The 25,932-nt window shown below is 71.3% G+C and carries 25 protein-coding genes; 11 read left to right on the forward strand and 14 right to left on the reverse strand.

All coding sequences use genetic code 11. From position 1 onward, the window contains the following. Positions 1–78 precede the first annotated feature (78 nt). Positions 79–510, forward strand: a complete 432-nt coding sequence (locus NOO62_RS25310) for a hypothetical protein (RefSeq protein ID WP_268773144.1) — start codon at positions 79–81, stop codon at positions 508–510. A gap of 33 nt (positions 511–543) precedes the next feature. Here NOO62_RS25310 and NOO62_RS25315 read toward each other — a convergent pair whose 3' ends face one another. The 4 genes from NOO62_RS25315 to NOO62_RS25330 all read right to left on the reverse strand — a co-directional run bounded on the left by NOO62_RS25315 (position 544) and on the right by NOO62_RS25330 (position 3,265). After that, on the reverse strand, positions 544–1,152 hold the full coding sequence (locus tag NOO62_RS25315; RefSeq protein ID WP_268773145.1) for a nucleoside triphosphate pyrophosphatase: 609 nt from the start codon (positions 1,150–1,152) through the stop codon (positions 544–546). Positions 1,153–1,201: 49 nt separating this feature from the next. Then, entirely contained in the window at positions 1,202–1,330 is a 129-nt protein-coding gene (gene mmpB / locus NOO62_RS25320) for a morphogenic membrane protein MmpB (RefSeq protein ID WP_268773146.1), read from the reverse strand. Between the two features lie 82 nt (positions 1,331–1,412). Further along, positions 1,413–1,619, reverse strand: a complete 207-nt coding sequence (locus NOO62_RS25325; RefSeq protein WP_268773147.1) for an acyl-CoA carboxylase subunit epsilon — start codon at positions 1,617–1,619, stop codon at positions 1,413–1,415. Between the two features lie 17 nt (positions 1,620–1,636). Next, the gene (locus tag NOO62_RS25330; RefSeq protein ID WP_268773148.1) at positions 1,637–3,265 is read right to left on the reverse strand and encodes an acyl-CoA carboxylase subunit beta; all 1,629 of its coding nucleotides are present in this window, start codon (positions 3,263–3,265) and stop codon (positions 1,637–1,639) included. Between the two features lie 126 nt (positions 3,266–3,391). Between NOO62_RS25330 and NOO62_RS25335 the strand changes: the two genes are divergently transcribed. The 5 genes from NOO62_RS25335 (at position 3,392) to hutH (ending at position 9,808) form a co-directional block, all read left to right on the forward strand. Beyond that, on the forward strand, positions 3,392–4,255 hold the full coding sequence (locus tag NOO62_RS25335) for a biotin--[acetyl-CoA-carboxylase] ligase (protein ID WP_268773149.1): 864 nt from the start codon (positions 3,392–3,394) through the stop codon (positions 4,253–4,255). Between the two features lie 508 nt (positions 4,256–4,763). Then, a complete protein-coding gene (locus tag NOO62_RS25340; RefSeq protein ID WP_398974723.1) occupies positions 4,764–5,963 on the forward strand; it encodes an adenylate/guanylate cyclase domain-containing protein in 1,200 nt (399 codons plus the stop codon). A gap of 77 nt (positions 5,964–6,040) precedes the next feature. Beyond that, on the forward strand, positions 6,041–6,838 hold the full coding sequence (locus NOO62_RS25345; protein WP_268773150.1) for an enoyl-CoA hydratase/isomerase family protein: 798 nt from the start codon (positions 6,041–6,043) through the stop codon (positions 6,836–6,838). A gap of 133 nt (positions 6,839–6,971) precedes the next feature. Next, a complete protein-coding gene (locus tag NOO62_RS25350; protein ID WP_268773151.1) occupies positions 6,972–8,138 on the forward strand; it encodes a sensor domain-containing diguanylate cyclase in 1,167 nt (388 codons plus the stop codon). Between the two features lie 131 nt (positions 8,139–8,269). Continuing rightward, positions 8,270–9,808: a histidine ammonia-lyase gene (gene hutH / locus NOO62_RS25355; RefSeq protein WP_414931012.1), complete on the forward strand. Its 1,539-nt coding sequence runs from the start codon at positions 8,270–8,272 to the stop codon at positions 9,806–9,808. Here the strand turns inward: hutH and NOO62_RS25360 are convergent. The 3 genes from NOO62_RS25360 to NOO62_RS25370 all read right to left on the reverse strand — a co-directional run bounded on the left by NOO62_RS25360 (position 9,805) and on the right by NOO62_RS25370 (position 11,917). Beyond that, a complete protein-coding gene (locus tag NOO62_RS25360; RefSeq protein WP_268773152.1) occupies positions 9,805–10,578 on the reverse strand; it encodes a polysaccharide deacetylase family protein in 774 nt (257 codons plus the stop codon). The two genes, hutH and NOO62_RS25360, sit on opposite strands and share 4 nt — an antisense overlap. Positions 10,579–10,725: 147 nt before the next feature. Further along, positions 10,726–11,529 (reverse strand): inositol monophosphatase family protein, encoded by an 804-nt coding sequence (locus NOO62_RS25365; protein WP_268773153.1) that lies wholly within the window; start codon positions 11,527–11,529, stop codon positions 10,726–10,728. Positions 11,530–11,581: 52 nt separating this feature from the next. Then, positions 11,582–11,917, reverse strand: a complete 336-nt coding sequence (locus NOO62_RS25370) for an LAETG motif-containing sortase-dependent surface protein (RefSeq protein ID WP_268773154.1) — start codon at positions 11,915–11,917, stop codon at positions 11,582–11,584. Positions 11,918–12,027: 110 nt separating this feature from the next. Between NOO62_RS25370 and NOO62_RS25375 the strand changes: the two genes are divergently transcribed. Further along, a complete protein-coding gene (locus NOO62_RS25375) occupies positions 12,028–12,357 on the forward strand; it encodes a hypothetical protein (RefSeq protein ID WP_268773155.1) in 330 nt (109 codons plus the stop codon). A gap of 249 nt (positions 12,358–12,606) precedes the next feature. Beyond that, on the forward strand, positions 12,607–13,869 hold the full coding sequence (locus NOO62_RS25380) for a L,D-transpeptidase (protein WP_268773156.1): 1,263 nt from the start codon (positions 12,607–12,609) through the stop codon (positions 13,867–13,869). A gap of 78 nt (positions 13,870–13,947) precedes the next feature. On the opposite strand, the gene NOO62_RS25385 is transcribed toward NOO62_RS25380, so the two are convergent. Next, positions 13,948–15,513, reverse strand: a complete 1,566-nt coding sequence (locus tag NOO62_RS25385) for an InlB B-repeat-containing protein (protein WP_268773157.1) — start codon at positions 15,511–15,513, stop codon at positions 13,948–13,950. 300 nt (positions 15,514–15,813) lie between these two features. Between NOO62_RS25385 and NOO62_RS25390 the strand changes: the two genes are divergently transcribed. Further along, positions 15,814–19,152, forward strand: coding sequence for a S8 family peptidase (locus NOO62_RS25390; protein WP_268773158.1), 3,339 nt, complete (start codon positions 15,814–15,816; stop codon positions 19,150–19,152). 76 nt (positions 19,153–19,228) lie between these two features. Here NOO62_RS25390 and NOO62_RS25395 read toward each other — a convergent pair whose 3' ends face one another. Beyond that, positions 19,229–19,618, reverse strand: a complete 390-nt coding sequence (locus NOO62_RS25395; protein ID WP_268773159.1) for a VOC family protein — start codon at positions 19,616–19,618, stop codon at positions 19,229–19,231. 137 nt (positions 19,619–19,755) lie between these two features. Continuing rightward, complete coding sequence (locus NOO62_RS25400; protein WP_268773160.1) at positions 19,756–20,808, reverse strand: NAD(P)-dependent alcohol dehydrogenase; 1,053 nt, start codon at positions 20,806–20,808, stop codon at positions 19,756–19,758. Between the two features lie 138 nt (positions 20,809–20,946). Between NOO62_RS25400 and NOO62_RS25405 the strand changes: the two genes are divergently transcribed. Together NOO62_RS25405 and NOO62_RS25410 are read left to right on the forward strand one after the other, a co-directional pair. After that, a complete protein-coding gene (locus tag NOO62_RS25405) occupies positions 20,947–21,831 on the forward strand; it encodes a helix-turn-helix transcriptional regulator (protein ID WP_268773161.1) in 885 nt (294 codons plus the stop codon). 156 nt (positions 21,832–21,987) lie between these two features. Then, on the forward strand, positions 21,988–22,341 hold the full coding sequence (locus tag NOO62_RS25410) for a helix-turn-helix domain-containing protein (protein ID WP_414931013.1): 354 nt from the start codon (positions 21,988–21,990) through the stop codon (positions 22,339–22,341). Here the strand turns inward: NOO62_RS25410 and NOO62_RS25415 are convergent, their stop codons facing one another. The 4 genes from NOO62_RS25415 to NOO62_RS25430 form a co-directional block, all read right to left on the reverse strand. Further along, positions 22,342–22,959 (reverse strand): ClpP family protease, encoded by a 618-nt coding sequence (locus tag NOO62_RS25415; RefSeq protein ID WP_268773163.1) that lies wholly within the window; start codon positions 22,957–22,959, stop codon positions 22,342–22,344. It lies immediately after the preceding gene. Positions 22,960–22,976: 17 nt separating this feature from the next. Next, positions 22,977–23,624, reverse strand: a complete 648-nt coding sequence (locus tag NOO62_RS25420; RefSeq protein ID WP_268773164.1) for a ClpP family protease — start codon at positions 23,622–23,624, stop codon at positions 22,977–22,979. A gap of 325 nt (positions 23,625–23,949) precedes the next feature. After that, positions 23,950–24,648 carry a peptide-methionine (S)-S-oxide reductase MsrA gene (gene msrA, locus NOO62_RS25425; RefSeq protein ID WP_268773165.1) on the reverse strand — a complete coding sequence of 233 codons (699 nt, stop codon included), beginning with the start codon at positions 24,646–24,648 and terminating at the stop codon, positions 23,950–23,952. 81 nt (positions 24,649–24,729) lie between these two features. Beyond that, entirely contained in the window at positions 24,730–25,848 is a 1,119-nt protein-coding gene (locus tag NOO62_RS25430; protein WP_268773166.1) for a hypothetical protein, read from the reverse strand. Positions 25,849–25,932 lie beyond the last annotated feature (84 nt).

The following is a 25,932-nucleotide window of genomic DNA, read 5'->3' on the forward strand; positions in this document are numbered from 1 at the left end:
CCCCGTTCTACCCGTTAGTAGCGTTCGCGATGGCTCGGACGTACTAGCGGTAACAGCAAGCGGAAGAGGGTGGGCGCCGTGGCGCGCAGACCGGTGGCCTGGGTTGGCGCGATCGTTCTCCTCGCGGAGGCGGTCGGCATCGCGCTCCTCAACGTGATTCTCGGCTACGTCGTCGACAACCAGGACATGTCCCTGGCCGGCCTCGATCCGCAGGTTATGACCGTCTCGACCTGGATCGCCGGCGCCCTCGTCGGCGGCTACCTCGCGCTGTGCGCGTTCGTCCTCGCCCGCACCGCCGTGCGCGACCGCGCCCCGGGCACCTTCGGCCACATCCTCCTGATCAGCTGCGCCGTCCTGCACGCGCTCCTGGGGGCCTTCTGCGTGGGCCTGGTGGGCTGGGCCGCGTTCGCGTTCATGATGGTCGTGCTCGGCCTGATCGTCCTGCCGCTCGTGGCGTACGAGAGGAAGGCGCAGCAGGACGCCGCGGTGGCGGCGCCCCAGGCCGCCTGAGCCGCCGCGGCAGCCTCTGTCGGCCGCTCCCGGCTACCGCTGCCACAACTCCGTGATGCCCACGCCCAGTTCCGCGAGCAGGCGGCGCAGCAGGGGCAGCGAGAGGCCGATGACGTTGCCGTGGTCGCCCTCGATGCCGTCGATGAACGGTGCCGAGCGGCCGTCCAGCGTGAAAGCCCCCGCCACGTGCAGCGGTTCGCCGCTCGCCACATAGGCGGCGATCTCGGCGTCGGAGGGCTCACCGAAACGGACGACGGTGGACGCCGTCGCTGACGCGTACCGCCCGGAGACGGTGTCGCGGACGCAGTGCCCGGTCTGCAGGACGCCCGCGCGGCCGCGCATGTCCTTCCAGCGGGCGGCGGCCTCCTCGGCGTCGGCGGGCTTGCCGAGCGCCCGGCCGTCCAGTTCGAGGACCGAGTCGCAGCCGATGACCAGCGCGCCCTTGGCGTCGGGCCGCGCGGCGACCACGGACGCCTTGGCCTCGGCGAGGGCGAGGGCGAGCTCGGCGGGGGTCGGCGCGGACACCTTGTCCTCGTCGACGCCGCTGACGATCACCTCGGGGGCGAGGCCCGCCTGCCGGAGCAGGCCGAGCCGGGCGGGGGACTGGGAGGCGAGGACGAGACGGCGGGGCTGATCACTCATGCGGTCAGCGTAGCGAGCGCCCACGCGGGCGCGGCAGGGCGTGGGGTCCTCAGTGGATGTTGAGCACGAACATCGCGATGACCATCGCCAGGGCGAGGACGAGGCCCGCGCGCCGCATCTTCGCCTGTAGGTCCCGCATGTCCTTCGGAGGGTTGTTCTCCGGGTCCGACCACAGCATGCAGTCGATGGTGCGGCCGGGCGGGCCGGGGCGCCTGAGTACGCGTACTCAAGTTCCCCGGAGCCCGACCGCCACGGCTGCTCTAGCCGGGCCAGTAGCTGCGGCCCCACGCCGTCGGCGAGGGGGCGGGCAGTCGGTGGCGGGCCACCCGCGCGGGGTCCGCCCAGGAGTCGGGCAGCTCGGGCGCGCCGGACGGTCCGTCCGCCACCGCCGCGGCGCGCACCTGGACCACCGCCAGGGCGGCGGCGAGCTCCTCCGGGGTCGGATTTCCGCGTACGACCTTGATCATGAGCCCTCCCTGAGGGACTAGAGGGGGATGTTGCCGTGCTTCTTCGGAGGAAGGGATTCCCGCTTCGTACGCAGCTGACGCAGACCGCGCACGAGGTGGGAGCGGGTTTCGGACGGCATGATCACCGCGTCGACGTAGCCGCGCTCGGCCGCCGTGTACGGGTTCAGCAGGGCGTCCTCGTACTCCTGGATGAGCCGCGCCCTGACCTCCTCGACCTCGTCCCCGGCCTCGGCGATGGTGCGGCGGTGCAGGATGTTGACCGCGCCCTGCGCGCCCATCACCGCGATCTGCGCGGTCGGCCAGGCCAGGTTCAGGTCCGCGCCCAGGTGCTTGGAGCCCATCACGTCGTACGCGCCGCCGAACGCCTTCCGCGTGATGATCGTGATCAGCGGGACGGTGGCCTCCGCGTACGCGTAGATGAGCTTCGCGCCGCGGCGGATGATGCCCGTGTGCTCCTGCTCGACGCCCGGCAGGAAGCCCGGCACGTCGACGAAGGTGATGACCGGGATGTTGAACGCGTCGCAGGTGCGGACGAACCGGGCACCCTTCTCCGAGGCGTCGATGTTCAGGCAGCCCGCGAACTGCGTCGGCTGGTTGGCGACGATGCCCACGGGGTGGCCCTCGACCCGGCCGAAGCCGGTGAGGATGTTCGGCGCGAACAGCGGCTGCGTCTCGAAGAACTCGGCGTCGTCCAGGACGTGCTCGATGACGCCGTGCATGTCGTACGGCTGGTTCGCGCTGTCCGGGATCAGCGTGTCCAGCGCCAGGTCCTCGTCCGTGGGCGCGAGGTCCGCCTCTTCCGGGAAGGCGGGCGGCTCGCTGAGGTTGTTCGAAGGCAGGTACGACAGGAGCGACTTGACGTACTCGATCGCGTCCTTCTCGTCGCCCGCCATGTGGTGCGCCACACCCGACGTGGAGTTGTGGGTGCGGGCGCCGCCCAGCTCCTCGAAGCCGACGTCCTCGCCGGTGACGGTCTTGATGACGTCGGGCCCGGTGATGAACATGTGCGAGGTCTGGTCGACCATGACCGTGAAGTCGGTGATCGCGGGGGAGTAGACGGCGCCGCCGGCACACGGCCCGACGACCAGGGAGATCTGCGGGATCACACCGGACGCGTGGGTGTTCCGGCGGAAGATCTCCCCGTACATCCCGAGGGCCATGACGCCCTCCTGGATGCGGGCGCCGCCGGAGTCGTTGATGCCGACGACCGGGCAGCCGGTCTTCAGCGCGAAGTCCATGACCTTGACGATCTTCTGGCCGAACACCTCGCCGAGTGCGCCGCCGAAGACGGTGAAGTCCTGCGAGAACACGGCGATCGGGCGGCCGTCGACGGTGCCGTATCCGGTCACCACGCCGTCGCCGTACGGCCGGTTCTTCTCCAGGCCGAAGTTGGTCGACCGGTGCTGCGCGAACTCGTCGAGCTCGACGAAGGAGCCTTCGTCGAGCAGCAGTTCAATGCGTTCGCGCGCCGTCAGCTTCCCCTTGGCGTGCTGCTTCTCCACCGCTCGGGCCGAGCCCGCGTGCTTGGCCTCCTCGATGCGGCGCTGCAGGTCGGCAAGTTTTCCCGCGGTCGTATGGATGTCGATGGCGCCGTCTTCGGCGGTGCGGTCTGACGCGGGCACGTTGGGCTGTTCCGGCTCGGACATCGGGATGCGGCTCCCTGCCTGCTCAAAGGTGCTTGTCTACGGCTGTGCGGCTGGCTACTGACCCGTAGCGTATCGGCGCCCATACCGTTCGGCAGTGCGGCGTTTACCACACCTAAGGTGGCTTGCATGACGCCGTCAGATGCTGAAGACAACCGCTGGTCCGACCTCGACAGGCCGCCCCTGAACGGGGCCTCGCTCCGTCGGACCCTGCTCAGGGACGGCGGTTTGTGGTCCTCCCTCGACGTGGTGGCCGCGACCGGCTCCACCAACTCCGACCTCGCGGCGCGCGCGGACGAGCTTCCCGAGGGGGCGGTCCTCGTCGCCGAGGAGCAGAGCGCGGGGCGCGGCCGCCTGGACCGCCGCTGGTCCGCGCCCGCGCGCTCGGGCCTCTTCTTCTCCGTGCTGCTCAAGCCGTCCGAGGTGCCGATCGAACGGTGGGGCTGGCTGCCGCTCCTCACGGGCGTCGCGGTGGCGACGGGCCTCTCCCGCGTCGCCGGCGTCGACACGGCACTCAAGTGGCCGAACGACGTCCTGGTCACCGTCGGTGACCAGGAACGGAAGGCGGGCGGCATCCTCGCGGAGCGGGCGGGTTCGGCGTCCGGCGGGGGCATCGTGATCGGCGTCGGCCTCAACGTCACCCTGCGCGAGGACGAGCTGCCCGTACCGACGGCGGGCTCGCTCGCCCTGGCCGGCGCGAAGGTCACGGACCGCGACCCGCTGCTGCGGGCCGTCCTGCGGTCCCTGGAACAGTGGTACGCCGACTGGCGCTCCGCCTCCGGCGACCCGACCGCCTCCCGCCTCCAGGAAACCTACGCCGCAGGCTGCGCGACTCTGGGCCGCCAGGTCCGCGCGGAACTCCCCGGCGACCGCGCCCTGGAAGGCGAGGCAGTAGCAGTAGACGGCGACGGCCGCCTGATCCTGGCCACAAAGGAGGGCATGCAGGAACCAGTGGGCGCAGGAGACATCGTGCACCTGCGCCCGGCGGGGTAACGGGGCGCCCCGGGGCGGGGGGCAACGGGTGTGCTTTTAGGGGCGCGGGGAACTGCGCGACCAGCCACGACGGACCCGCAGCCGCGCGACGGCACGGCGCGGCACGCGCGGAGGCGGGCGCTTAAGGGGCGCGAGGAACTGCGCGACCAGCCACCACCCGCCCGCAGCCGCGCGGCGGCATCGCGCGGCACGCGCGGGAGGCGGCTTGTAAGGGGCGCGGGGAACTGCGCGACAAGCCACGACGGACCCGCAGCCGCGCGGCGGCATCGCGCGGCACGCGCGGGAGGCGGGTGTTTAAGGGGCGCGGGGAACTGCGCGACCAGCCACCACCCGCCCGCAGCCGCGCGACGGCATCGCGCACGCGCCGGGGCGCGCCGGACGGCGCGGGGTAACCGATCCCCCGTCGTCAAGGAGCGCGTCGCGGGAGTCGGGAGTGAGCTGCGGCACACCTGCCGTAAAGTTGGCGCCGGTCGATACCTGACCGCGGCAGATCGGAAGGGCAGCAGGCGTGACCGTCGACGACACGGGCTCAGGCGAGGGCGAGCACCCCGCCTCCGACGGCGGGGACAGCCGTACCGCCGGGTCCGTGGCGGGCCGCACGAGGGACGACTCCGGCGTGCCGGAAGTGCCTGACGTGGACGAGAAGGACGAGGACGACGCCGAGAGGGACCCGCTCGCGCTCCGCCTCGAACAGCTCATCCTCGGCGCGGACCGCCGCTACACCCCCTTCCAGGCCGCCCGCAGCGCAGGCGTCTCGATGGAGCTGGCGTCCCGCTTCTGGCGGGCCATGGGCTTTCCCGACATCGGCCAGGCCAAGGCCCTCACCGAGGCGGACGTACTCGCCCTGCGCCGCCTCGCGGGCCTCGTCGAGGCGGGCCTCCTGAGCGAGGCCATGGCCGTACAGGTGGCCCGGTCCACGGGACAGACCACCGCCCGCCTCGCCGAGTGGCAGATCGACTCCTTCCTGGAGGGGCTCACCGAACCTCCCGAGCCGGGCATGACACGGACCGAGGTCACGTACCCCCTGATCGAGCTGCTCCTGCCCGAGCTGCAGGAGTTCCTGGTCTATGTGTGGCGCCGCCAGCTCGCCGCAGCCACCGGCCGCGTCGTGCAGGCCGCGGACGACGACGAGATGGTGGACCGGCGCCTCGCCGTCGGCTTCGCCGACCTCGTCGGGTTCACCCGGCTGACCCGGCGCATGGAGGAGGAGGAGCTCGGCGAGCTCGTCGAGGCCTTCGAGACGACCGCCGCGGACCTCGTCGCCGCCCACGGCGGACGCCTCATCAAGACCCTCGGCGACGAAGTCCTCTACGCCGCCGACGACGCGGGCGTCGCCGCCGAGATCGCACTCCGTCTCATCGAGACGATGGCCAACGACGAGACGATGCCGGAGCTGCGCGTCGGCATCGCCTTCGGCACGGTGACGACCCGCATGGGCGACGTCTTCGGTACGACCGTGAACCTCGCGAGCCGCCTCACCTCGATAGCGCCACGCGACGCGGTCCTCGTGGACGGCGCGTTCGCCGAGGAGCTGACCCGCACGGGCGACGCCCCCGCCTCCGAGACCCAGGCCGCGGAGGAGGCCGCCGCGGCCGAGAAGGAGGGCGAGGAGCCGCCCTCGTACCGCTTCGCGCTCCAGCCGATGTGGCAGCGCCCGGTCCGCGGTCTCGGCGTCGTCGAGCCGTGGCTGCTGGCGCGACGGGGCTGAGGAGTCCCTTCCCCCGCCGGGGTGCCCGGTGACATGATCCCCGGGTAACGGCCGTTAACCGGAGGTGGAGGAGCGTCATGGGCGACGAGCAGCGGTACGGGGAGTACGTGGCGGTCAGGCGGCACGGCCACGTCGTCGAGCTCGTCCTGGACCGCCCCAAGGCGATGAACGCCGTCTCCTCGGAGATGGCCCGCTCCATCGCCACCGCCTGCGCCGCGCTCTCCGAGGACCACGACGCCCGCGTCGTCGTCCTGACCTCCACCCACGAGCGGGCGTTCTGCGTGGGCGCCGACCTGAAGGAGCGGAACTCCTTCAGCGACGACGAGCTGCGCCGCCAGCGCCCCACGACCCGCGCCTCGTACACCGGCGTCCTGGACCTGCCCATGCCCACCGTCGCCGCCGTGCACGGCTTCGCGCTCGGCGGCGGGTTCGAGCTCGCGCTCTCCTGCGACATGATCGTCGCCGACTCGACCGCGGTCGTCGGACTCCCCGAGGTGTCCGTCGGCGTCATCCCCGGCGGTGGCGGCACCCAGCTCCTGCCGCGCCGCGTGGGCGCCGCCCGCGCCGCCGAGCTGATCTTCTCCGCGCGCCGCGTGGAGGCCGCGGAGGCGCGGGAGTTGGGTCTGGTCGACCTGCTGGTGGCGGAGGGCGAGGCCCGTACGGAGGCGCTGGCGCTCGGCGCCCGCATCGCCGCGAACTCGCCGGTCGGCCTGCGCGCCGCCAAGCGCGCCCTGCGCCTCGGGCACGGCCTCGACCTGCGGGCGGGCCTGGAAGTCGAGGACGCGGCGTGGCGCACGGTGGCGTTCTCGGCCGACCGCGCGGAGGGCGTGGCGGCCTTCAACGAGAAGCGGAAGCCGCAGTGGCCCGGGGTGTAGCGGGGGTGTAGCGGGTCGGGTGTGCAGCGGGGGTCCAGCGGGCGGGCGGTAGGGCTCCGGGGCGGCCCCTCCGCGCTCACGTTGTGTCATGTCTCGACGTACCAAAATGCGGCAAACCTCCTAATCTGGGGAAATGGGAGAGGATGTCCGGCTGCGGGCCGTCGTCGAGCTGGCGCAGGGAATGGCCGCCGCGCACACTCCGCGCGAGTCCTGGCGGGCGGCCGCTCTCGGCACCTGCCGCGCGCTGGGCGGGAGCTTCGCCGCGCTGTCCGTGTGGGAGCGGGACATGGGCCGGCTGCGGGTGCTCGTGAACGCGGGACAACGCGTCCACGGCGAGGAGGAGTTCCCGGAGAACGAGGCGTACCCCGTCCACCAGTTCCCGGAGATCACCGAGTTCCTGCACGAGCACTGGGCGGGCGGCGGCGAACCGCACGCCTGGGTCGAGACCGCGGAGGGTCCCGCCGACGCCCGCGAGCCCGGCTACTGCCACCAGCGCGTCGCCGCCCTGCGCCGCAGGGGGCGCGGCTGCTGCGTGGTCGCCCCGGTCGTGCTGCACGGGCGCGCGTGGGGCGAGCTGTACGTGGCGCGGCCGCCGGGCGAGCCGGTCTTCGAGCGGGCCGACGCCGACTTCGCGACGGTCCTGACGGCAGTGGTGGCCGCCGGGATCGCGCAGACCGAGCGCCTGGAGGAGGCGCGCCGTCTCGCCTTCACGGACGCGCTGACGGGGCTCGCCAACCGCCGCGCGGTCGACCTGCGCCTCGACGAGGCGGTGGAGCGGCACCTCGCCGAGGGGGCCGTGGTGAGTCTGGTCGTCTGCGACGTCAACGGCCTCAAGCGGGTCAACGACACCCAGGGCCACGCGGTCGGTGACCGCCTCCTCGAACGCTTCGGCTCGGTCCTCTCGCTCTGCGGCGCCATGCTGCCGGGGACGCTCGCGGCGCGGCTCGGCGGCGACGAGTTCTGCCTCGTCGCGGTCGGGCCCACCGCCGACGAGGTGGTGCGGGTCGCCGATGAACTCTGCGTACGCGCGTCGGAGTTGGAGCTCGGCGACGGCGTCGCGTGCGGGGTGGCGTCGACCGGGGACCCGATCGGCGCGGTGCGCTCGGCCCGCCGCCTCTTCCGGCTCGCCGACGCGGCGCAGTACCGCGCGAAGGCCGCGCGCGCCATGAAGCCGGTGGTGGCGGGGCGCGAGGGCGTGGACGACCCGGTGGTACGGCTCGCGGACGCGCCGGCGGGGGTCCACCGGACGGGGGAGCGGCGCAAGTTCCGGGGGCGGGGGCCGCGGCCCACCGGCGGCTGACAGCGGCATGCGGCATGACGTTCCGCGGGGCGATGGGGCGCGGCTGACCTCGCGGTAAGTGGCTCCCTCCAATTCCACCCGTGACACCTGGCGATTCAGTCCGTACGCTGCTGAATATGGATATGCACAGCGTGGGCACCGTGGCCCTTGGGACCTCCGGGACGACCGCGGCGGACGTCATCGCCGTCGCGCGCGGCAACGCACGGATCGAACTCACCGCCGACGCGCGGGCGGCGCTCACCGCCGCCCGCGAGATCGTCGACGCGCTCGCGGCCAAGCCCGAGCCCGTGTACGGCGTCTCGACCGGCTTCGGCGCCCTGGCCAGCCGCCACATCGGCCCCGACCTCCGCGCCCAGCTGCAGCGCAACATCGTGCGCTCGCACGCGGCAGGCATGGGCCCGCGCGTGGAGCGCGAAGTGGTGCGCGCGCTGATGTTCCTGCGCCTGAAGACGGTCTGCTCCGGCCACACGGGCGTACGCCCCGAGGTCGCGCAGGCCATGGCCGACGTACTCAACGCGGGCATCACGCCCGTCGTCCACGAGTACGGCTCCCTGGGCTGCTCCGGCGACCTCGCGCCGCTCAGCCACTGCGCGCTGACGCTGATGGGCGAGGGCGACGCCGAGGGCCCCGACGGCGAGGTGCGGCCCGCGGGCGAGCTGCTCGCCGCGCACGGCATCACGCCGGTCGAGCTGCGCGAGAAGGAGGGCCTCGCCCTCCTGAACGGCACCGACGGCATGCTCGGCATGCTGGTGATGGCCCTCGCCGACCTGGAGACCCTCTACAAGTCGGCCGACGTCACCGCGGCCCTCACCCTGGAAGCCCTGCTCGGCACGGACAAGGTCCTCGCGCCCGAGCTGCACGCCATCCGCCCCCACCCGGGCCAGGCCGCCTCAGCCGCCAACATGCTCGCCGTCCTCGCCGGATCCGGCCTCACCGGCCACCACCAGGACGACGCGCCGCGCGTCCAGGACGCCTACTCGGTGCGGTGCGCGCCGCAGGTCGCGGGCGCGGGCCGGGACACGATGTCCCACGCGCGCCTCGTCGCCGAACGCGAGCTGGCCGCAGCCGTCGACAACCCCGTCGTCCTGCCCGACGGACGCGTGGAGTCCAACGGCAACTTCCACGGCGCCCCGGTCGCGTACGTCCTGGACTTCCTCGCCATCGCGGCGGCCGACCTCGGCTCGATCGCCGAGCGCCGCACCGACCGGCTGCTCGACAAGAACCGCTCGCACGGCCTGCCGCCGTTCCTCGCGGACGACGCGGGCGTCGACTCGGGCCTCATGATCGCCCAGTACACGCAGGCGGCCCTGGTCAGCGAGATGAAGCGGCTCGCCGTCCCGGCCTCCGCCGACTCCATCCCGTCCTCCGCCATGCAGGAGGACCACGTCTCCATGGGCTGGTCCGCGGCCCGCAAGCTGCGCACCGCGGTCGACAACCTCACCCGCATCGTGGCCATCGAGCTGTACGCCGCCACGCGCGCCGTCGAACTCCGCGAGGGCCTCACCCCGGCGCCCGCGACGCAGGCGGTCATCGAAGCCGTCCGCAAGGCGGGCGTCGAGGGCCCGGGCCCGGACCGCTTCCTCGCGCCGGACCTGGCGGCGGCGGACGCGTTCGTCAGGTCGGGCGCGGTGCTGACGGCGGTCGAGCCGGTGACGGGACCGCTGGCCTAGCGGACCGGGAAGCCGAAGGTGTAGCCCTGCGCCTTCAGCCGGGGGAGGAGCCGGCGCAGGGCCTCGACGGTCTGGGTGCGGTCGCCGCCCGCGTCGTGGAAGAGGAGCGTCGGACCGTTGGGCAGCTCACGCTCGACGGTCGCGACGATGGCGTCCGTGCCCGGCAGCTCGAAGTCCTTGGTGTCCACGTTCCAGCCCAGCGGGCGCATGCCGCGGTCGGCGGCGAGCTTGCGGCTGTACGGGGTGAACGCGCCGCCGGGCGCGCGGTAGTACATGGGGCGGACGCCGCCGGACGCCTTGGTGATCATGCGTTCGGCGTCGAGGATCTGCTTCGACTGGTAGGCGTTGGACTCCTTGTCCATGCCGGTGTTGTGCGATATCGAGTGGTCGCAGAGGCGGTGCCCGTCCGCGACGACCTTCTTCACGACGTCGGGGTGGGCCTGCGCCTGGGTCCCCACCATGCAGAACGTGGCCTTCACCCCGTTCTGCCGCAGCAGGTCGAGCATCTGCGGGGTCCACTTGGGGTCGGGGCCGTCGTCGATGGTGATGTTGATGCCGCGCTTCCCCTTCTCCGAGGCGTGCGCGATGGTCCTCGACACCGGCTTCACGTTCTGGCCCGGGTCGGCGGGCGCGGTCGCCTCCGGTGACGCGTCGTCCGCGTCACCGGCCTGCGCGGTCCACACCGAAGCGCCGGTGGCGAGCATCGTCACCCCGAGCGCCGCCCCGATCAACTTGCCGTACCAGCCCCGCCCGCCGCTGTGCCGTGCCATGCCCGCCCCTCTCGCCAAATCCCCGTCGTTTCCCCCGGTCGCCGCCGTGCGGCCACCCGGCAGGACGAGTCAGGGAGGCGGGAGGATGCGTCTGTTACGGATCACGGACAATTCCGCAGGAGATCGCTGACAATTCCGTTCGGCCCGTCAGTTCCGGATCATCGACATCAGCAGCTCATGGGTCTCCGCGTCGGCCGCGGCCACGAGCCCGCGGCCGCCTCTCCCGGGCGCCGCGCCGTCAACTCCGGTGACCACGCAGCCCGCCGCCCGGCACAGGGCGATACCCGCGGCGAAGTGCACGCTCCCCGACAGGTCGCCGCCGTCGGTGACGTACGCGGCGCGCCGGCCCGCCGCGACCCACGCCAGCGCCAGCGACGTCGACACGACCCGCGGCCGGAACCGTGCGACGAACTCGGGGTGGGCCAGCAGGTCCACGCCGCGGAACCCCGGCGCGCTCGGGAAGGGCGGATCGAGGTTGACGTCGACGAGCCGGGTGTCGGCGGAGGGGACCAGCGGCGCGTCCGCGGCGCCGTCCCGCACCCACGCGGACGTCCCGTCCGTGTGGAACACCTCGCCGCCGAACGGGTCCGCCACTGCCGCCGTCACCGCCGCCGCCCCGTCGCGCAGCGCCACGTTGACGGCGACGAGCATGTTGCCCACGGCGTAGTTCAGCGTTCCGCACAGCGGGTCGACCAGCCACTGGCGCGCGACGTCGGCGGCACCTTGGCGGCCCCCTTCCTCGCCGAGCAGAGTGTCGTCCGGGCGGGCGGCGCGTATGACGTCGAGGATCGCCTTCTCGGCCGCCACGTCGGCCTCGGTGGCGAAGTCGCCCGCGCCCTTGTCGATGCGGGCGAGCCGTCGGCCGTACAGGCCGCGTACGACATCAGCGCCCGCGCGTGCCGCGGCGACCGCGATGTCCGAGTCGTTGGAGTACGTGTCCGAGGTGATCATCGCCGCAGAGTAGCGGCCCACGGGGAGAGGCCACTCCCCGTGCCCGGGAGATCTACCCGCGCACGGCTCGGTAGGAGACCTTGCCGCCGCTCGTGCGCTCTCTGCGGACGGAGAAGACGACGAAGCCCGCGCCGAGGCTCAGGAACGCCGTGCCGCCGACGACGTACGGGGTCGTGTCGAAGCCGCCCGTCTCCGCGAGGCGGTCGGAGGCCTCGGTGGTCGTCTCGGTGGCCGTCCCGGACGCGGTCGTGTGTGGGGAGGAAGCGCTCTCGCTCCTGGGGGCCTCATGGGTCGCGGGCGACGTCGCGTTGGCGGAGGGGACGAAGCACAGGGCGCCGAGCAGGGCTCCGGCGGCGGCGGTGGTCAGCAGTGATCGGCGTGCGGACACGGAATCGGATCCCCCTTGTGGCGCTGGCGAATTGGCCGTGTGGGGCGATGCTAATGAAAGGTGCGGGTCGCGGGAAAGTCGCGGGGGCCGGGGGCCGTACCCTCCGTCGTATGAGTGGAGACGAGACATCACGGTTTGTACGGCTGAGGGTCGAAATGGTCGTCGAGGTGGGTGACGCCGAGAAGCTGACCGGCGCCGCCCTCGGCCACATCGCCGAGGACGAGCAGATGCCCGCCGAGGAGCGGGCGCACGCCGAGACGGCGGTCCAGGAGGACGTCGCCGAGGCGCTCGCCTACCTCGTGGACCCCTTCGACCTGGTCAGCCAGGTGCCGGGCACCGAGCTCACACAGGCTTCGTGGAGCAGCGAGTCGGTCGACTACGACCCCGACGCACCGGACTGGGACCCGGACGAGGATGATGGCGAGGACGACGACTTGTAGTCCGGATTGAAGAATGCGGAATCGGGAACCCCGGGCAGCAACCGCCGCTCGGGGTTCCGTCGTCTCACCCCGCACGGTCCGCCTCCTCGGCCCGAGGGGCGACGGGAGGCAATTCCAGTACCGCGGACGTGGTGTTCCCCACACTCTTCGCGGTTGTGGAACGGGACGAACCGGGCAGGACGTTATGCGGGATTACGGGGGACTCTCGGGGTTGGTTCTGGGGATTCGGCAACTATGGAGATGCGTGTGATGACGGAAAGTAGGAGTCGCAGGCTCGGACGTGGGCGCAAGAGCGTCGCGGCCGTGTCCGCTCTGGTGAGCGGCGTGCTCGTGCTCTCGGCATGCAGCAGCGACGACGGCGACAAGGCTTCCGGCGGCAAGGAGTCGCAGAACCAGGTCGACGAGGCGGCGGCGAAGAAGACCTCCGCGGCCCAGATCAAGATCGCGCCGAAGAACGGCTCCGACAACGCAAGCATCAACAGCGCGGCCGCCGTCACGGTGAGCGAGGGAACGCTCACGGACGTGACGATGAAGGCCGATGACGGCACCGCCGTCGCCGGCAAGATATCCGCGGACCAGAAGAGCTGGAAGCCCACCGCCCAGCTGGAGCGCGCCACGAAGTACAAGATCTCGGCGACCGCCAAGGACTCCGAGGGCCGCAAGGCGCACGAGAACTCGTCGTTCACGACGGTCTCGAAGGCCAACAGCTTCATCGGCAACTTCACGCCCGAGGACGGCTCCACGGTCGGCGTCGGCATGCCCGTGTCGATCAACTTCGACAAGGCGATCAGCAACAAGAAGGAAGTGCAGTCCGCCGTCAAGGTCTCGTCCAGCAGCGGCCAGGAGATCTCCGGCCACTGGTTCGGCGCGAACCGCCTGGACTTCCGGCCCGAGCAGTACTGGAAGGGCAACTCCACGGTCACCCTGAAGCTGAACCTCGACGGCGTCGAAGGCGCCGACGGGGTCTACGGCGTGCAGCAGAAGACCGTGCAGTTCAAGATCGGCCGCAACCAGGTCTCCGTCGTCGACGCCAAGACGAAGCAGATGAAGGTGATGCGGGACGGCAAGGTCGTCAAGACCATCCCGATCTCCGCGGGCTCGCCGCAGAACAAGACGTACAACGGCAAGATGGTGATCTCCGAGAAGTTCAAGGAGACCCGGATGGACGGCGCGACCGTCGGCTTCAAGGACGGCGACGGCAAGGGCGAGTACGACATCAAGGACGTCCCGCACGCCATGCGCCTGTCGAACTCCGGCACGTTCATCCACGGCAACTACTGGGGCTCGCCGTCCATCTTCGGCGGCGCCAACACCAGCCACGGCTGCATCGGCCTCCAGGACGCCAAGGGAGCGGGCGACAAGAGCACGCCGGGTTCCTGGTTCTACGAGAACTCGATCACCGGTGACGTCGTCGACGTCCGCAACACCGGCGACAAGACCATCGCCCCGGACAACGGCCTCAACGGCTGGAACATGGACTGGGCGCAGTGGAAGGCCGGCTCGGCCGTCTGATCCCTCTTCCAGTACCGGTCTGTACGGAAGCGGCCCGCATCCCACGAGGGGTGCGGGCCGCTTCCGTACCCGGCTCCCTCACGCCCCGGTCCGCGTGAAGACCGCGCTCACGGTGTACGGGCGGTCCATCGTCATCGTCACGTTCTCGTCCGTGATCGCGTGGCGCTCGCCGTCGACGATCCAGGCGCTGACGCGGTAGCCGGCCGCGGGCTTCGCCGTGAGGCCCACCGTGGTTCCCGGGGTGTAGGGGCCGTGGACGGCGGGGCTGACCGTGCCGTTCGGGCTCGCGTCCAGCGTGAGCCGGTGGCGGGCACGGGTCGCCTTCAGCGTGCGGTAGGCCGCGACGACGGGGGCGGACTTGCGGGCCAGCGCGGCGTTGTTGTTGTTCTGGTCGCCCAGCGGCTGGCCTTCCACGGTGTGCTCGGTGTTCGAGTACTGGTTGACGGGTTTGCAGGGCTGCCCGCAGCTGTTCGAGTAGGCCATCAGGGTGTGGTGGTCGCGGCGCGGGGTGATCCACCCGGTGCCGCTGGGGGAGTTGAGGAACTCCTGGTAGCCTCCCGGCCCCGCCTGCTGTTCGAGCGTGGCGCGGTCGTGGAACAGGCCCAGGTTGTGGCCGAGTTCGTGCCCGAGGTTGTACCACTCACTGAGGGACTGGACGTCGACGGCCGAGTACGCGAGCTCGTCGTCGAACTGGCCCTTCGTGGGCAGGCTGGCCTGGCCCGACGAGCCGACGGGGACGTCGTTGACGACGGTCACCAGGTCGACGCCGAGCTCCTCGCGCTTGCGGTGCGCGGTCGCGCCGAGATCGCGGTCCCGCGGGTCGGAGAGCTTGTCGAGCATGACGGTGGCCGTCTGGTCGCCGCTGTACCCGGTGTCGTACGTGTCGACGATGTCGATCCTGGCCGCGACGTCACTGTCCGCGAGGGCCTGGTTCATGTACGACTCGGCCATCCCGATGCGGGCCGCCATCGCCTGCTCGCCGCCCACCCTGCGCACCGCGGGAGGCGTGTGCCCGGCGAGGACGTCGATGACGACGGGGTCGGCCGGGTCGGCGGGGGCACGGTCGGCGAGGGAGTCGCGCAGTTCGCGGGCGGCGCCGGCGTCGAGGGCGCCGTTGTCGGCCGAGGGATGGCGGCGCGCGCCGGGGTCCTCCTCCGTGATCCGCAGGCGCGGGCGCTCGCCGGGCAGGGTGGTGAGGTGGTACGTGCGCGTGCCGAGGTCGACCACGGCGTCGACGACGGGCCGGGTTCCCTCGGCCGGCCGGCACACGTGGCTCGCCGAGATCACCGCCTGCTGGTCCGGCGCCCCCTTGACGTGACCGGACCACGTGACGGTGTCGGCGCGCGCCGTGCGGCCGTCCTGGACGAGGGTGATCCGCACGCCGGGAAAGAGGTCCAGGGCGTGCTCGGTGGCCCCGCCGAAGCCGCCGGACGCGCACAGCCACCGGTAGTCGGCGACGTCGAGGGCGACGGTGCGCTCGCGCAGGACGTCCTTCTCGTTGGCGGAGGGGCGGGGGCCCGACGGGTGAGGGTCCGACGGCTTGGGTTCGGCCACCGCCGCGGCCGTGGACAGGGTGAGGGCGGCCGCACAGAGGCAGGCCAGCCGGATCGAACCACGAGGGCGCGAAGAGGGCGTCGGGATCATGGCGCTTGTCGTTCCACTGCGGGGGCGGGCGGCAACCGCGGGCCCGGGGACGTCACCCGAGCGCGCGCCCACGGCACTCACACGGCTGCGTCCATTCCGGCGCGGGAAGACGGGGAAGGCAGGGGTCCGTATTTCCGAATTGGCCGGATCCGGCCAAGTGCCGTTAAGGCGTCATGAAATCAGGACAGCCTCAACTCTGTACTCCTGCCCCGCTATTGAGCGCGTGTTCTCCCCTCGGCATACTTCGACATCCGAGGGGCTGGAGCCCCTTAACCTCCAGGGGGAGACTTGCACAGACAAGTGAAGAGAGCGTACGGGGCCAGTATCGCCGCGGCGGTCGCCGTGGCACTCGCGGCGGGCATGACCAGCCCCGCGGCCGCGGACCCGGCCACCGCAGGACAGTCGGCCACGGCGGAGGGCGGGCTCGGCAAGGGTGCGGGCAACGACCGCGTCACGCTGATCACCGGTGACCGTGCCGTCCTCGACGCCGAAGGCCGCGTGGTCGGACTGGACCGCGCCAAGGGCCGCGAACACATACCCGTACAGGTGCGGAACAGCGGCGGACACACACTGCTGATACCCGCCGACGCGCAGCGCCTGATAGCCGACGGCACCCTCGACCGGCGCCTTTTCGACGTCACGGAGCTGAACAAGAAGCGCAACCGTGCGGCGCAGAAGAAGGCCCTCAGGATAATCGTCGGCTACAAGGGCTCGGCGACCGCCGCCAAGGCCGACGTCCGCGGCGCCGGTGACACCACCGTCCGCCGGAGCCTCAAGGCGCTGAACGCCGACGCGGTCAGCACGCCGAAGCAGGACGCGGGCGACCTGTGGGCCGCGCTCACCAGCGGCAAGGGCACCGACCGCACCGCGGCGTCCGGCATCAGCCACGTCTGGTTCGACGGCGTCCGCAAGGCGAGCCTCGACAAGAGCGTCAAGCAGATCGGCGCCGACAAGGCGTGGGCCGCCGGGTACGACGGCAAGGGCGTCAAGATCGCCGTCCTGGACACCGGCGTCGACGCCACCCACCCGGACCTCAAGGACCAGGTGATCGCCGAGCGGAACTTCACGGAGTCCGCCGACGCCAAGGACCGCTACGGCCACGGCACGCACGTCGCGTCCATCGCGGCCGGCACGGGCGCCAAGTCCGGCGGGAAGTTCAAGGGCGTCGCACCCGGCGCCAAGCTCCTCAACGGCAAGGTCCTCGGCGACGACGGCTACGGCGAGGACTCCGGCATCATCGCCGCCATGGACTGGGCGGCATCCGAGGGCGCCGACGTCGTCAACCTGAGCCTCGGCGGCCCCGACGCCCCCGGCGTCGACCCGCTCGAAGCGCAGGTCGACAAGTTGTCCAAGGACAAGGGCATCCTCTTCGCGATCGCCGCGGGCAACGACGGCGAGCCCGGCTCGGTCGGCTCCCCGGGCAGCGCGGACGCCGCCCTCACCGTGGGCGCCGTCGACGACAACGACAAGCTGGCGGACTTCTCCAGCCAGGGCCCGCGGGTCGGCGACAGCGCCGTCAAGCCCGACGTGACCGCGCCCGGCGTGGACATCACGGCGGCCGCGGCACCCGGCTCGGTCATCGAGAAGGAGGTCGGCCAGAACCCCGAGGGCTATCTGACGATCTCCGGTACGTCGATGGCGACCCCGCACGCCGCGGGCGCCGCCGCGCTGCTCAAGCAGCAGCACCCGGACTGGAAGTACACGGAGCTGAAGGGCGCGCTCGCCGGCTCCGCCAAGGGCGGCGACTACACCGCGTTCCAGCAGGGTTCGGGACGCATCGCCGTCGACAAGGCCATCAAGCAGACCGTCATCGCCGACCCGGTGTCGGTGAGCTTCGGCACGCAGCAGTGGCCGCACACCGACGACAAGCCGGTCACCAAGCAGGTCACCTACCGGAACCTCGGCAAGGACGAGGTCACCCTCGACCTGACCGTGTCCGCGACCGACCCGAAGGGCCGTCCGGCCCCGGCCGGTTTCTTCACCCTCGGCGCGAAGAAGGTCACGGTCCCCGCGGGCGGCACCGCCTCGGTCGACCTGACGGCCGACTCCAAGCTGGGCGGCACGGTCGACGGCGCGTACTCCGCGTACGTCGTGGCGGAGGGCGGCGGCCAGTCCGTGCGCACCGCGGCCGCGGTCGACCGCGAGGTGGAGTCGTACGACGTCACCGTCAAGCACCTCGGGCGTGACGGACAGCCGACGAAGCACTACATGGACTCGTTCGTCGGCCTCACCGGCGCCGCCAGAGGCACGGACCGTAGCTCCTACGACCCGTCCGGCACCGTCAAGGTCCGTGTGCCCAAGGGCAGTTACGTGCTCGACGCGAACGTCGCGGTCGACCTGGAGGACCTCAACAAGGGCCTCGACTGGATCGCCCAGCCGAAGGTGGACGTCACCAAGAACACCACGGTGACGGTGGACGCGCGGACGGCCAAGCCCGTCGACATCACCGTGCCCGCGACCGACCTCAAGGGCGTCCTCGCGGCACCCGACTACAAGGTCGAGACGCCGGACTTCGCCGCGGGCTTCGGCTGGCTGATGGACGAGTACAAGAACTTCCGCACCGGCGCCATCGGTGCCGCCCCGACCGGCGTCACGCTCAGCCAGTCGTGGCCCGCAGTCTGGACCAAGGGCGACAACACCGAGTACAACGTCACCTCCGGTGGCAAGGTGAAGCAGCTCGCCACCGGCTACACCAAGCACTACAAGGCGACCGACCTGGCCACGCTCAAGGTCGGGCTCGGCGCCGCCGCGAGCGGCAAGACGGGCTCGCTGCGCGCGGCCGCGGAACTGCCCGGCGTCGACGGCGGCTGGTCCGTCTCCGTGCCGTCGAAGCTGCCGACCGAGCGCAGGCTGTACGTGTCCACGGGTGACAAGGTCAAGTGGGGTCTGGAGTTCGAACAGAACGGCGCGCCCGACCCGGAGGGCTGGCCGACTCTTGAGACCGCCTACACGCTGGGCGCCGCGCAGACCTTCAAGCCGGGCGCGACCTACGAGAAGAAGTTCAACACGGCCGTCTTCGGCCCGCGCATCGGTGGCGCGTACGGCGTCCACCGGCGCGGCAACGAGATCACCGGCAGTCTCCCCGTCCTCGCCGACGGCCAGACCCACGCGGGCTACTCGCTGTACACGTCGGTCAAGACGACGCTCACCCGCAACGGCACGCAGATCGGCGAGAACACCGACCCGCTGACCGGCGAGAAGCCGTTCAAGGTGCCGTCGGGCGACGCCGCGTACAAGCTGTCGACGTCCGTGAAGCGCAGCGTCAAGGTGGGCGCGGCCTCCACGCGGGTCGACGCGAGCTTCAGCTTCCGCTCCAAGAAGGTCGACGAGGCGAAGCTGCCGGTCTCCACGGTGCGGTTCGGCGCGAAGACCGACCTGAGCAGCCGGGTGAAGGCCGACGAGAAGCAGTCCCTGCCGGTGACGGTCCAGGGCGCGGCCGCGGGCTCGAACCTCAAGTCCCTTGCCGTGTACGTCTCCTACGACTACGGCCAGACCTGGAAGAAGGTCACGGTCACCAACGGCAAGATCTCCGTGAAGAACCCCGCGAAGAACAAGGCGATCTCGTTCCACGCCAAGATCGCGGACAAGAAGGGCAACAAGTCGACGCTGTCGATCTACAACGCGTTCTACGCGAAGTAGTCCTGCCCCGGCGCGGCACCGAAGGGACTGTCGATCACGTATCGCCGGCACCCGTCGGTGCCGCGTCGCCCCGAGCTCAGCCCTCGGCGCCGTAGGGCCTGGTGATGATCTCCAGGTTGTGGCCGTTCGGGTCGTCCCAGTAGACGCCGCGGCCGCCGTCGTTCGTGTTCGTCTCGTTGGCGCGCCGGTGGTACGGGTCGGCCCAGTAAGGGAGACCGCGGTCCTTGATGCGGCCGAAGATCGCGTCGAACTCGTCCTCGGAGACGAGGAAGGCGTAGTGCTGGGGCACGAACGGGCCGTCGTCGTCGCCGTCGTAGTAGTCGAGGGTCACGCCGTTGGGGATCTCGACGGGGATGAAGGGGCCGTACCGAGGGCCCACCTCCAGGCCGAGGATGTCCGCGAGGAACTGGGCGGACGCCTTGCTGTCCCGTGCCGGGACGATGGTGTGGTTGAGCGCGATCGACATCGTGCGACCTCCCGGTCTGCCGGTCCTGCCGTTGTCCGGTCCGGGAACCACGGTAGGCCCGGCGGGCCCGGCGACGTATCGGTCGCCGGGCCCGCCGGGGTGCGCCATAGGGCCTAGGACCAGGCCGTGCGGACGCGTCAGATCGTCGCGGTGTCGATCACGAAGCGGTAGCGCACGTCGCTGGCCAGGACCCGCTCGTACGCCTCGTTGATCTGGTCGGCGCGGATCAGCTCGATCTCCGAGCCGAGCCCGTGCACGGCGCAGAAGTCCAGCATCTCCTGCGTCTCCTGGATGCCGCCGATCATGGAACCCGCGAGGGTCTTGCCGCCACCGATCACGGAGAACAGGTTCAGCGAGACCGGCTCCTCGGGGGCGCCGACGTTCACGAAGGCGCCCTCGGAGCGCAGCAGACCCAGGTACTTGTCCAGGGGGAGCGGCGCGGACACCGTCGAGAGGATCAGGTCGAAGGAGCCCGCGAGCTGCTCGAACGTGGCGTCGTCACTGGTCGCGTAGTAGTGGTCGGCGCCCAGCTTCAGGCCGTCGTCCTTCTTGCGCAGGCTCTGGGAGAGGACGGTGACCTCCGCGCCCATGGCGTGCGCGATCTTGACGGCCATGTGGCCGAGCCCGCCGAGACCGACGACGGCGATCTTCTTGCCGGGGCCCGCCTGCCAGCGGTGCAGCGGGGAGTACGTGGTGATGCCGGCGCAGAGCAGCGGCGCGGCCACATCGAGGGAGAGCCCGTCGGGGATGCGGACGGTGAACGCCTCGTCCACGACGATGTGCGTGGAGTAACCGCCGTAGGTCGGCTCGCCGTCCTTGCCGAGCCCGTTGTACGTCGGGACGTTGCCCTGCACGCAGTACTGCTCCAGGCCCGCCTTGCAGTTCTCGCACTCGCGGCAGGAGTCGACCATGCAGCCGACACCGACGCGGTCACCCACGGTGAACTTGGTGACACCGGGACCGACCTCGGTGACGACACCGGCGATCTCGTGGCCGGGCACCATCGGGTAGATGCCCTCGCCCCATCCGTCGCGGGCCTGGTGGATGTCCGAGTGGCAGATACCGGCGTACTTGATGTCGATCAGGACGTCGGACTCGCCGACGGCGCGGCGCGGCACGGTGGTCCGCTCCAGGGGCGCCTCGGGGGCGGGAGCGGCGTAGGCGGAAACGGTGGTGATCTGCTCAGTCATGTCACCGAGGCTGCCACTGACCTGCGGTGTCGCCCAGACACCCATTCTGCCTACGACCACTGTGCCTACCACTGGCGGGGACAGGCTCCCAGGCCTACGCCCCTGGATACCGGACGGCGAGCCTGGATACTGGAGAGCATGGACGACAACCCCGCGCTCCTCGACAGTCGGGCGGAGCTGAGCGAGTTCCTGCGCACCCGCAGGGCGCGGCTGCAACCCCACGACGTCGGCCTGCCCGACTTCGGACGGCACCGCAGGGTGCCCGGCCTGCGCCGCGAGGAGCTCGCCCAGCTCGCCGGGGTCTCCGTCGCCTACTACACGCGGCTCGAACAGGGCAACGGCCGCAACGTCTCCGGCGAGGTCCTCGACGCCATCGCGCGCGCCCTGCGCCTGACCGACGCCGAGCACGCCCACCTGACGCGCCTCGCGAAGCCGAAGGCGCTCAAGAAGAAGCGGGCGGCGCGTCAGCAGCACATGCGGCCCGCGCTGCAGCAGCTCCTCGACTCCATCCAGACCGTGCCCGCGTACGTGGTGGGCCGCCGCACGGACATCCTCGGCTGGAACGCACTCGCCGCTGCCCTCTTCGGCGACTGGGGCGAGCTCGCGTCGGCCGACCGGAACTGGGCGCGCATCTGCTTCCTCGACCCGCGCTCGCGCGACGTCTTCGTGAACTGGGAGCAGAAGGCGTCGGACATCGTCAGCTACCTGCGCATGGACGCGGGCTGCTACCCCAACGACCCCGACCTGTCCTCTCTGGTCGGCGAACTCTCCGTGAAGAGCGAGGAGTTCAGGAGCCTGTGGGCCACGCACGACGTCCGCGAGAAGGGCCACGGCGTCAAGCACCTGCACCACCCGCTGGTGGGCGACCTGACCCTGTCCTTCGAGACGCTGCGGCTGCCGGACGACTGCGACCAGTCCCTGCTGATGTACCACGCGGAGCCGGAGTCGGCGTCGGCGCAGGGCCTGCGGCTGCTCGCCAGCTGGGGGCGGGACGCGTCGGCGGTGGGTTCGCCGCAGAAGTAGCGCGTGCCGGTGGCCGAACCCGAACCCGGGCCGCGGATTTCGCGGGAGGCGGAACGCTCCACCCTGCGCCGACGGCCGTATCGCTCCTACGCTGGGCCAGTGAGCAGCCAAGAGCGCCAGAAGGCGAACGAAGCCCGCGTCATCCACCTGCGCCCGGTGAAGGCGACGCCGCCCGCGGCGCCGACCGGGGTGGCGGTCCCTGCACGCCCCGCGGGCGAGAAGGAACCCCTCTGGCGCGACGTCGTCGGCGACGTCCTGCGCGGTGAGCGCCTCGCGCAGGAGCGCACGCTCAAGGACGTGGCGGACGCCGCCCGGATCTCCATGCCGTACCTCTCCGAGCTGGAGCGCGGCCGCAAGGAGGCCTCCTCCGAGGTCCTCGCGGCCGCTGCCCGCGCACTGGGCCTGGGCTTGCCCGACCTCCTCTCCCTGGCGCAGACGCGGCTGGCCGGCCTTCCCCGCGTGAGGCCGGCCAGGGCGTCGTACCAGGGCGAGGTCCGCCTGGCGGCTTGATCAGGCCGCGGCCGCGGCCGGCAGGGTCCGCCTGCTCAGCACCTGATCCGCGAGTCCGTACGCCACCGCTTCCTGCGCGGTGAAGACCTTGTCGCGGTCCATGTCGGCGCGGAGCGTCGCGATGTCGTGGTGCGTGTGGTGGGCGAGCACCTCCTCCACCTGGGACCGGATCCTGACCATCTCCTTGGCCTGCAGGCTGAGGTCGGACACGGTCCCTTGCCGGCCGCGGCTGGCGGGCTGCCCGAGCAGCACGCGGGCGTGGTCGAGGACGAACCGCCGCCCGGGGTCGCCGCCGGCGAGCAGCACGGCGGCCGTCGACGCGGCCTGGCCGACGCAGAACGTCGAGATCGGCGCGGTGATGAAGCTCATCGTGTCGTAGATGGCCATCAGCGAAGTGAAGGATCCGCCGGGCGAGTTGATGTAGATGGACACCTCGCGCTCCGGCGCGGACGACTCCAGATGCAGGAGCTGCGCGATGACGACGTTGGCGACTCCGTCATCGATCTCCGTCCCGAGGAAGATGATCCGCTCGGAGAGCAGCCGGCTGTAGACGTCGTAGGCGCGCTCGCCGCCCTGCGGGGTGCGCTCGACGACGGTGGGAATGGTGTACTGACTCATCGCTCCCTCTCCCCTCCTCAGATTCCGAGCCCGATACGGCGCTTCGACCCGGCGGGCCGTACGTCGTCCAGCGAGGCGACCACGTGGTCGACCATCCCGTACTCCTTGGCCTGCTCGGCGGTGAACCACCGGTCGCGGTCGCCGTCCCGCGAGATCGTCTCCTCGCTCTGCCCGGTGTGCTCGGCGGTGAGCCGCTCGATGGTCCGCTTCGTGTACTCCAGGTTCTCGGCCTGGATGGCGATGTCCGCGGTGGTGCCGCCGATGCCGGCGGATGGCTGGTGCATCATGATCCGCGCGTTGGGCAGCGCGAACCGTTTGCCGGCGGTGCCGACGCTGAGCAGGAACTGCCCCATGCTGGCGGCGAACCCCATGGCGAGGGTCGCCACGTCGTTCGGGACGAGCCGCATGGTGTCGTAGATGGCGAGCCCGGCGGTGACGGACCCGCCCGGACTGTTGATGTACAGGCTGATGTCGGTCTTCGGATCCTCCGCGGACAGCAACAGCATCTGCGCGCACACGCGTTTGGCGGACACCTCGTCGACCTGCGTCCCGAGGAACACGATCCGCTGATTGAGCAGCTGCGCGGCGAGGTGATCGTCGAACCGCGACGGCACGGTGTCCCCCTCCTCCCCCCGCACGTCCCGCGCCCTGTCCCGTACGCCCATGCCCATAACGCCTCCCAAATCCCCGAGGCGAGACCCAACGCCCCGCTCCACCGCCACTGTTGCCCGCGTCGAAGCCCCCTGTCAGAAATCTCGGCCCGTGGCAGATTCGCTGAGGGCAGAGGGGGCGCGGGGCCGGGGGCGGCAGACACATGGCGGTTGCCGTCGTCACAGCTGTCGCCGCTGTCTCCGCCCGTCCATGGAGGTGGAGGGGGCCAGGACTTCTACCGAGTGACGCTTTCGCCGCCCTCAGAACCCTCAGCGGGTCAGTCCTGAGGTCGGGCGGGGTGTGCCTCAGCCGTACAGCCGTACCTGGGGAGGCAGTTCCTCAGTCGCCAGCGGGTGCGATGCCGGTCGGGCAGGCACGGCCCCAGTTCGTCTCCGAAGGAGCGTCGAGCGTCGCGCCCGTGCCGCCGATGCCGCAGTAACCGTCGGGGTTCTTGTCCAGGTACTGCTGGTGGTACGCCTCCGCCGGCCAGAACGTGCGGTCGGCCGCCGGCAGGATCGTCGTGGTGATCTTGCCGTAGTTGGAGGCCGCCAGGACCTTCTGGTACGCCGCCAGGGACGCCTGCGCCGTCTCCTCCTGCTCGGAGGAGTGCGTGTAGATCGCCGAGCGGTACTGCGTGCCGACGTCGTTGCCCTGGCGGAAGCCCTGCGTGGGGTTGTGGGACTCCCAGAACAGCTTCAGGAGCTCGGCGTACGTGACCTCGGACGGGTCGAAGACGACGCGGACCGCCTCCGTGTGGCCCGTCAGGCCGGAGCACACCTCTTCGTAGGAGGGGTTTTCCGTGAAACCGCCCTGGTAGCCGACGTACGTCGTCCAGACGCCCTCGGCCTGCCAGAACTTGCGCTCCGCGCCCCAGAAGCAGCCCAGCGCGAAGTCCGCCACCTCCAGGCCGTCGGGGTAGGGGCCGAGCAGCGGGTTGCCGAGGACCGTGTGGCGCGAGGGGACCTCGAATTCCGGGGTCGCCCGGCCCTTGAGGGCCTGCTCGGCGGTGGGGAGCTCGGGCGTGCGGCCGAAGATCATGCGGTCTCTCCTCGTGCGTGACAGGGGTCTACCCCGTCAACGTATGGCCGGGGTGACGCATTCCGGCGGGGGCGCCCGCGCTCAGTGCGGGAGCGTCGCCGGGCTGCCGCCGTTCGCCTCGTACCCCGCGACGGCCAGCGCGCGGTACACCGCGTAGTCCGAAGCGGGGTCCGCGGAGAGCGTCCAGGGCAGCGCGCCCACGTGGCCGTCCACGTGCACCAGCTGGTTCATCGCCTCCGACCAGCGCTGGCAGCGGACCAGGAAGAAGACGAGGAGGTGCCGGACGTGCGACAGCATCGGGTCGTCCGCGCGCGCTGAGTGCACCGCGAACAGGGCGCCCTCGACGGCCTTGAGCACGACCTCGCTCTCGTAGAACCCGCGCACCAGGTTGACCTCGGGCAGGTGCTCGTACACCGCGAAGAGGGGGAGCGCCGCGAGGAGGGAGCCGCGGGGCGCGCGGGCGGCCGCCGCCTCCGCGAAGTTGTACGCCAGGTCGCGCGAGCCGTGCCACTTCTCGCACCAGTAGTGCAGCGCCGCGAGGTGGGCGCCCATGTGCGCGGGCGCGCGGTCCAGGATCTTGAGCCAGAGCTGCTCGAACTCCTCGCGGGGGTACGCCAGTCCGCGCGCGATGGAGAGCTCGATGATGTACGGGACCGGGTCACCGGGGGCGAGCAGCGCCGCCTGCGCGCACGCCTCCTTCGCCTCCTCCAGGATGATCCGGAACTCGTCCGTCCCCTGCTCCGCCGTGCGCCACGCCTGCTGCACGAGGAACTCCGCGTGCACCGCCGCGCCGCCCGCGTCCTTGGGCGTCTCGGCACGCCACACCCGCAGCCACTGCCCGCCGGGGTTGTCGCTGACGCCGCCGGGCCGCTGCTGCAGCTCCAGGGAGGCCGCGCCCGCGAAGGCCTGCACGCGCTGCCAGCGACGCTCGCCGTGCGTCTCCGTGCCGACGAGCAGCTGCGAGGCGGCCTTCCACTCCTGCGTGCGCTGCACCAGGTCGAGCACTTCCAGGAGATCCGCGTCCGGCCCGGGCATGCGGATGTCCAGCTCCTCCTGCCGGAGGAAGCCGTAGTCAGCCGGGTCCGCGGCGTCCGGCGAGCCGGGTGCCACCTGCCGGATTCCGCCGCGCCTGCGCAGCAGTACGGGCCCCAGGACCGCACCGATCATGATCACCGCGAACAGGAACCAGAGAATCTCCATGGGACAAGCGAACCAGACGCGTCGGACAATTGGCCAACCTGCCGGGACGTACCCGGACCGACCCGGCAGAAGGACCCGTGCGCG

Origin of the sequence: Streptomyces sp. Je 1-369, assembly GCF_026810505.1 — a bacterium.
Classification (GTDB): Bacteria; Actinomycetota; Actinomycetes; order Streptomycetales; family Streptomycetaceae; genus Streptomyces.

What these genes read in the sequence shown, in the direction of transcription:
- NOO62_RS25315 (WP_268773145.1), bottom strand. Translation starts at nt 1,152, where the DNA reads ATGAGTGATCAGCCCCGCCGTCTCGTCCTCGCCTCCCAGTCCCCCGCC.
- mmpB (WP_268773146.1), bottom strand. Translation starts at nt 1,330, where the DNA reads ATGCTGTGGTCGGACCCGGAGAACAACCCTCCGAAGGACATGCGGGAC.
- NOO62_RS25325 (WP_268773147.1), bottom strand. Translation starts at nt 1,619, where the DNA reads ATGATCAAGGTCGTACGCGGAAATCCGACCCCGGAGGAGCTCGCCGCC.
- NOO62_RS25330 (WP_268773148.1), bottom strand. Translation starts at nt 3,265, where the DNA reads ATGTCCGAGCCGGAACAGCCCAACGTGCCCGCGTCAGACCGCACCGCC.
- NOO62_RS25335 (WP_268773149.1), top strand. Translation starts at nt 3,392, where the DNA reads ATGACGCCGTCAGATGCTGAAGACAACCGCTGGTCCGACCTCGACAGG.
- NOO62_RS25345 (WP_268773150.1), top strand. Translation starts at nt 6,041, where the DNA reads ATGGGCGACGAGCAGCGGTACGGGGAGTACGTGGCGGTCAGGCGGCAC.
- NOO62_RS25350 (WP_268773151.1), top strand. Translation starts at nt 6,972, where the DNA reads ATGGGAGAGGATGTCCGGCTGCGGGCCGTCGTCGAGCTGGCGCAGGGA.
- NOO62_RS25360 (WP_268773152.1), bottom strand. Translation starts at nt 10,578, where the DNA reads ATGGCACGGCACAGCGGCGGGCGGGGCTGGTACGGCAAGTTGATCGGG.
- NOO62_RS25365 (WP_268773153.1), bottom strand. Translation starts at nt 11,529, where the DNA reads ATGATCACCTCGGACACGTACTCCAACGACTCGGACATCGCGGTCGCC.
- NOO62_RS25375 (WP_268773155.1), top strand. Translation starts at nt 12,028, where the DNA reads ATGAGTGGAGACGAGACATCACGGTTTGTACGGCTGAGGGTCGAAATG.
- NOO62_RS25380 (WP_268773156.1), top strand. Translation starts at nt 12,607, where the DNA reads ATGACGGAAAGTAGGAGTCGCAGGCTCGGACGTGGGCGCAAGAGCGTC.
- NOO62_RS25385 (WP_268773157.1), bottom strand. Translation starts at nt 15,513, where the DNA reads ATGATCCCGACGCCCTCTTCGCGCCCTCGTGGTTCGATCCGGCTGGCC.
- NOO62_RS25395 (WP_268773159.1), bottom strand. Translation starts at nt 19,618, where the DNA reads ATGTCGATCGCGCTCAACCACACCATCGTCCCGGCACGGGACAGCAAG.
- NOO62_RS25400 (WP_268773160.1), bottom strand. Translation starts at nt 20,808, where the DNA reads ATGACTGAGCAGATCACCACCGTTTCCGCCTACGCCGCTCCCGCCCCC.
- NOO62_RS25405 (WP_268773161.1), top strand. Translation starts at nt 20,947, where the DNA reads ATGGACGACAACCCCGCGCTCCTCGACAGTCGGGCGGAGCTGAGCGAG.
- NOO62_RS25415 (WP_268773163.1), bottom strand. Translation starts at nt 22,959, where the DNA reads ATGAGTCAGTACACCATTCCCACCGTCGTCGAGCGCACCCCGCAGGGC.
- NOO62_RS25420 (WP_268773164.1), bottom strand. Translation starts at nt 23,624, where the DNA reads ATGGGCGTACGGGACAGGGCGCGGGACGTGCGGGGGGAGGAGGGGGAC.
- msrA (WP_268773165.1), bottom strand. Translation starts at nt 24,648, where the DNA reads ATGATCTTCGGCCGCACGCCCGAGCTCCCCACCGCCGAGCAGGCCCTC.
- NOO62_RS25430 (WP_268773166.1), bottom strand. Translation starts at nt 25,848, where the DNA reads ATGGAGATTCTCTGGTTCCTGTTCGCGGTGATCATGATCGGTGCGGTC.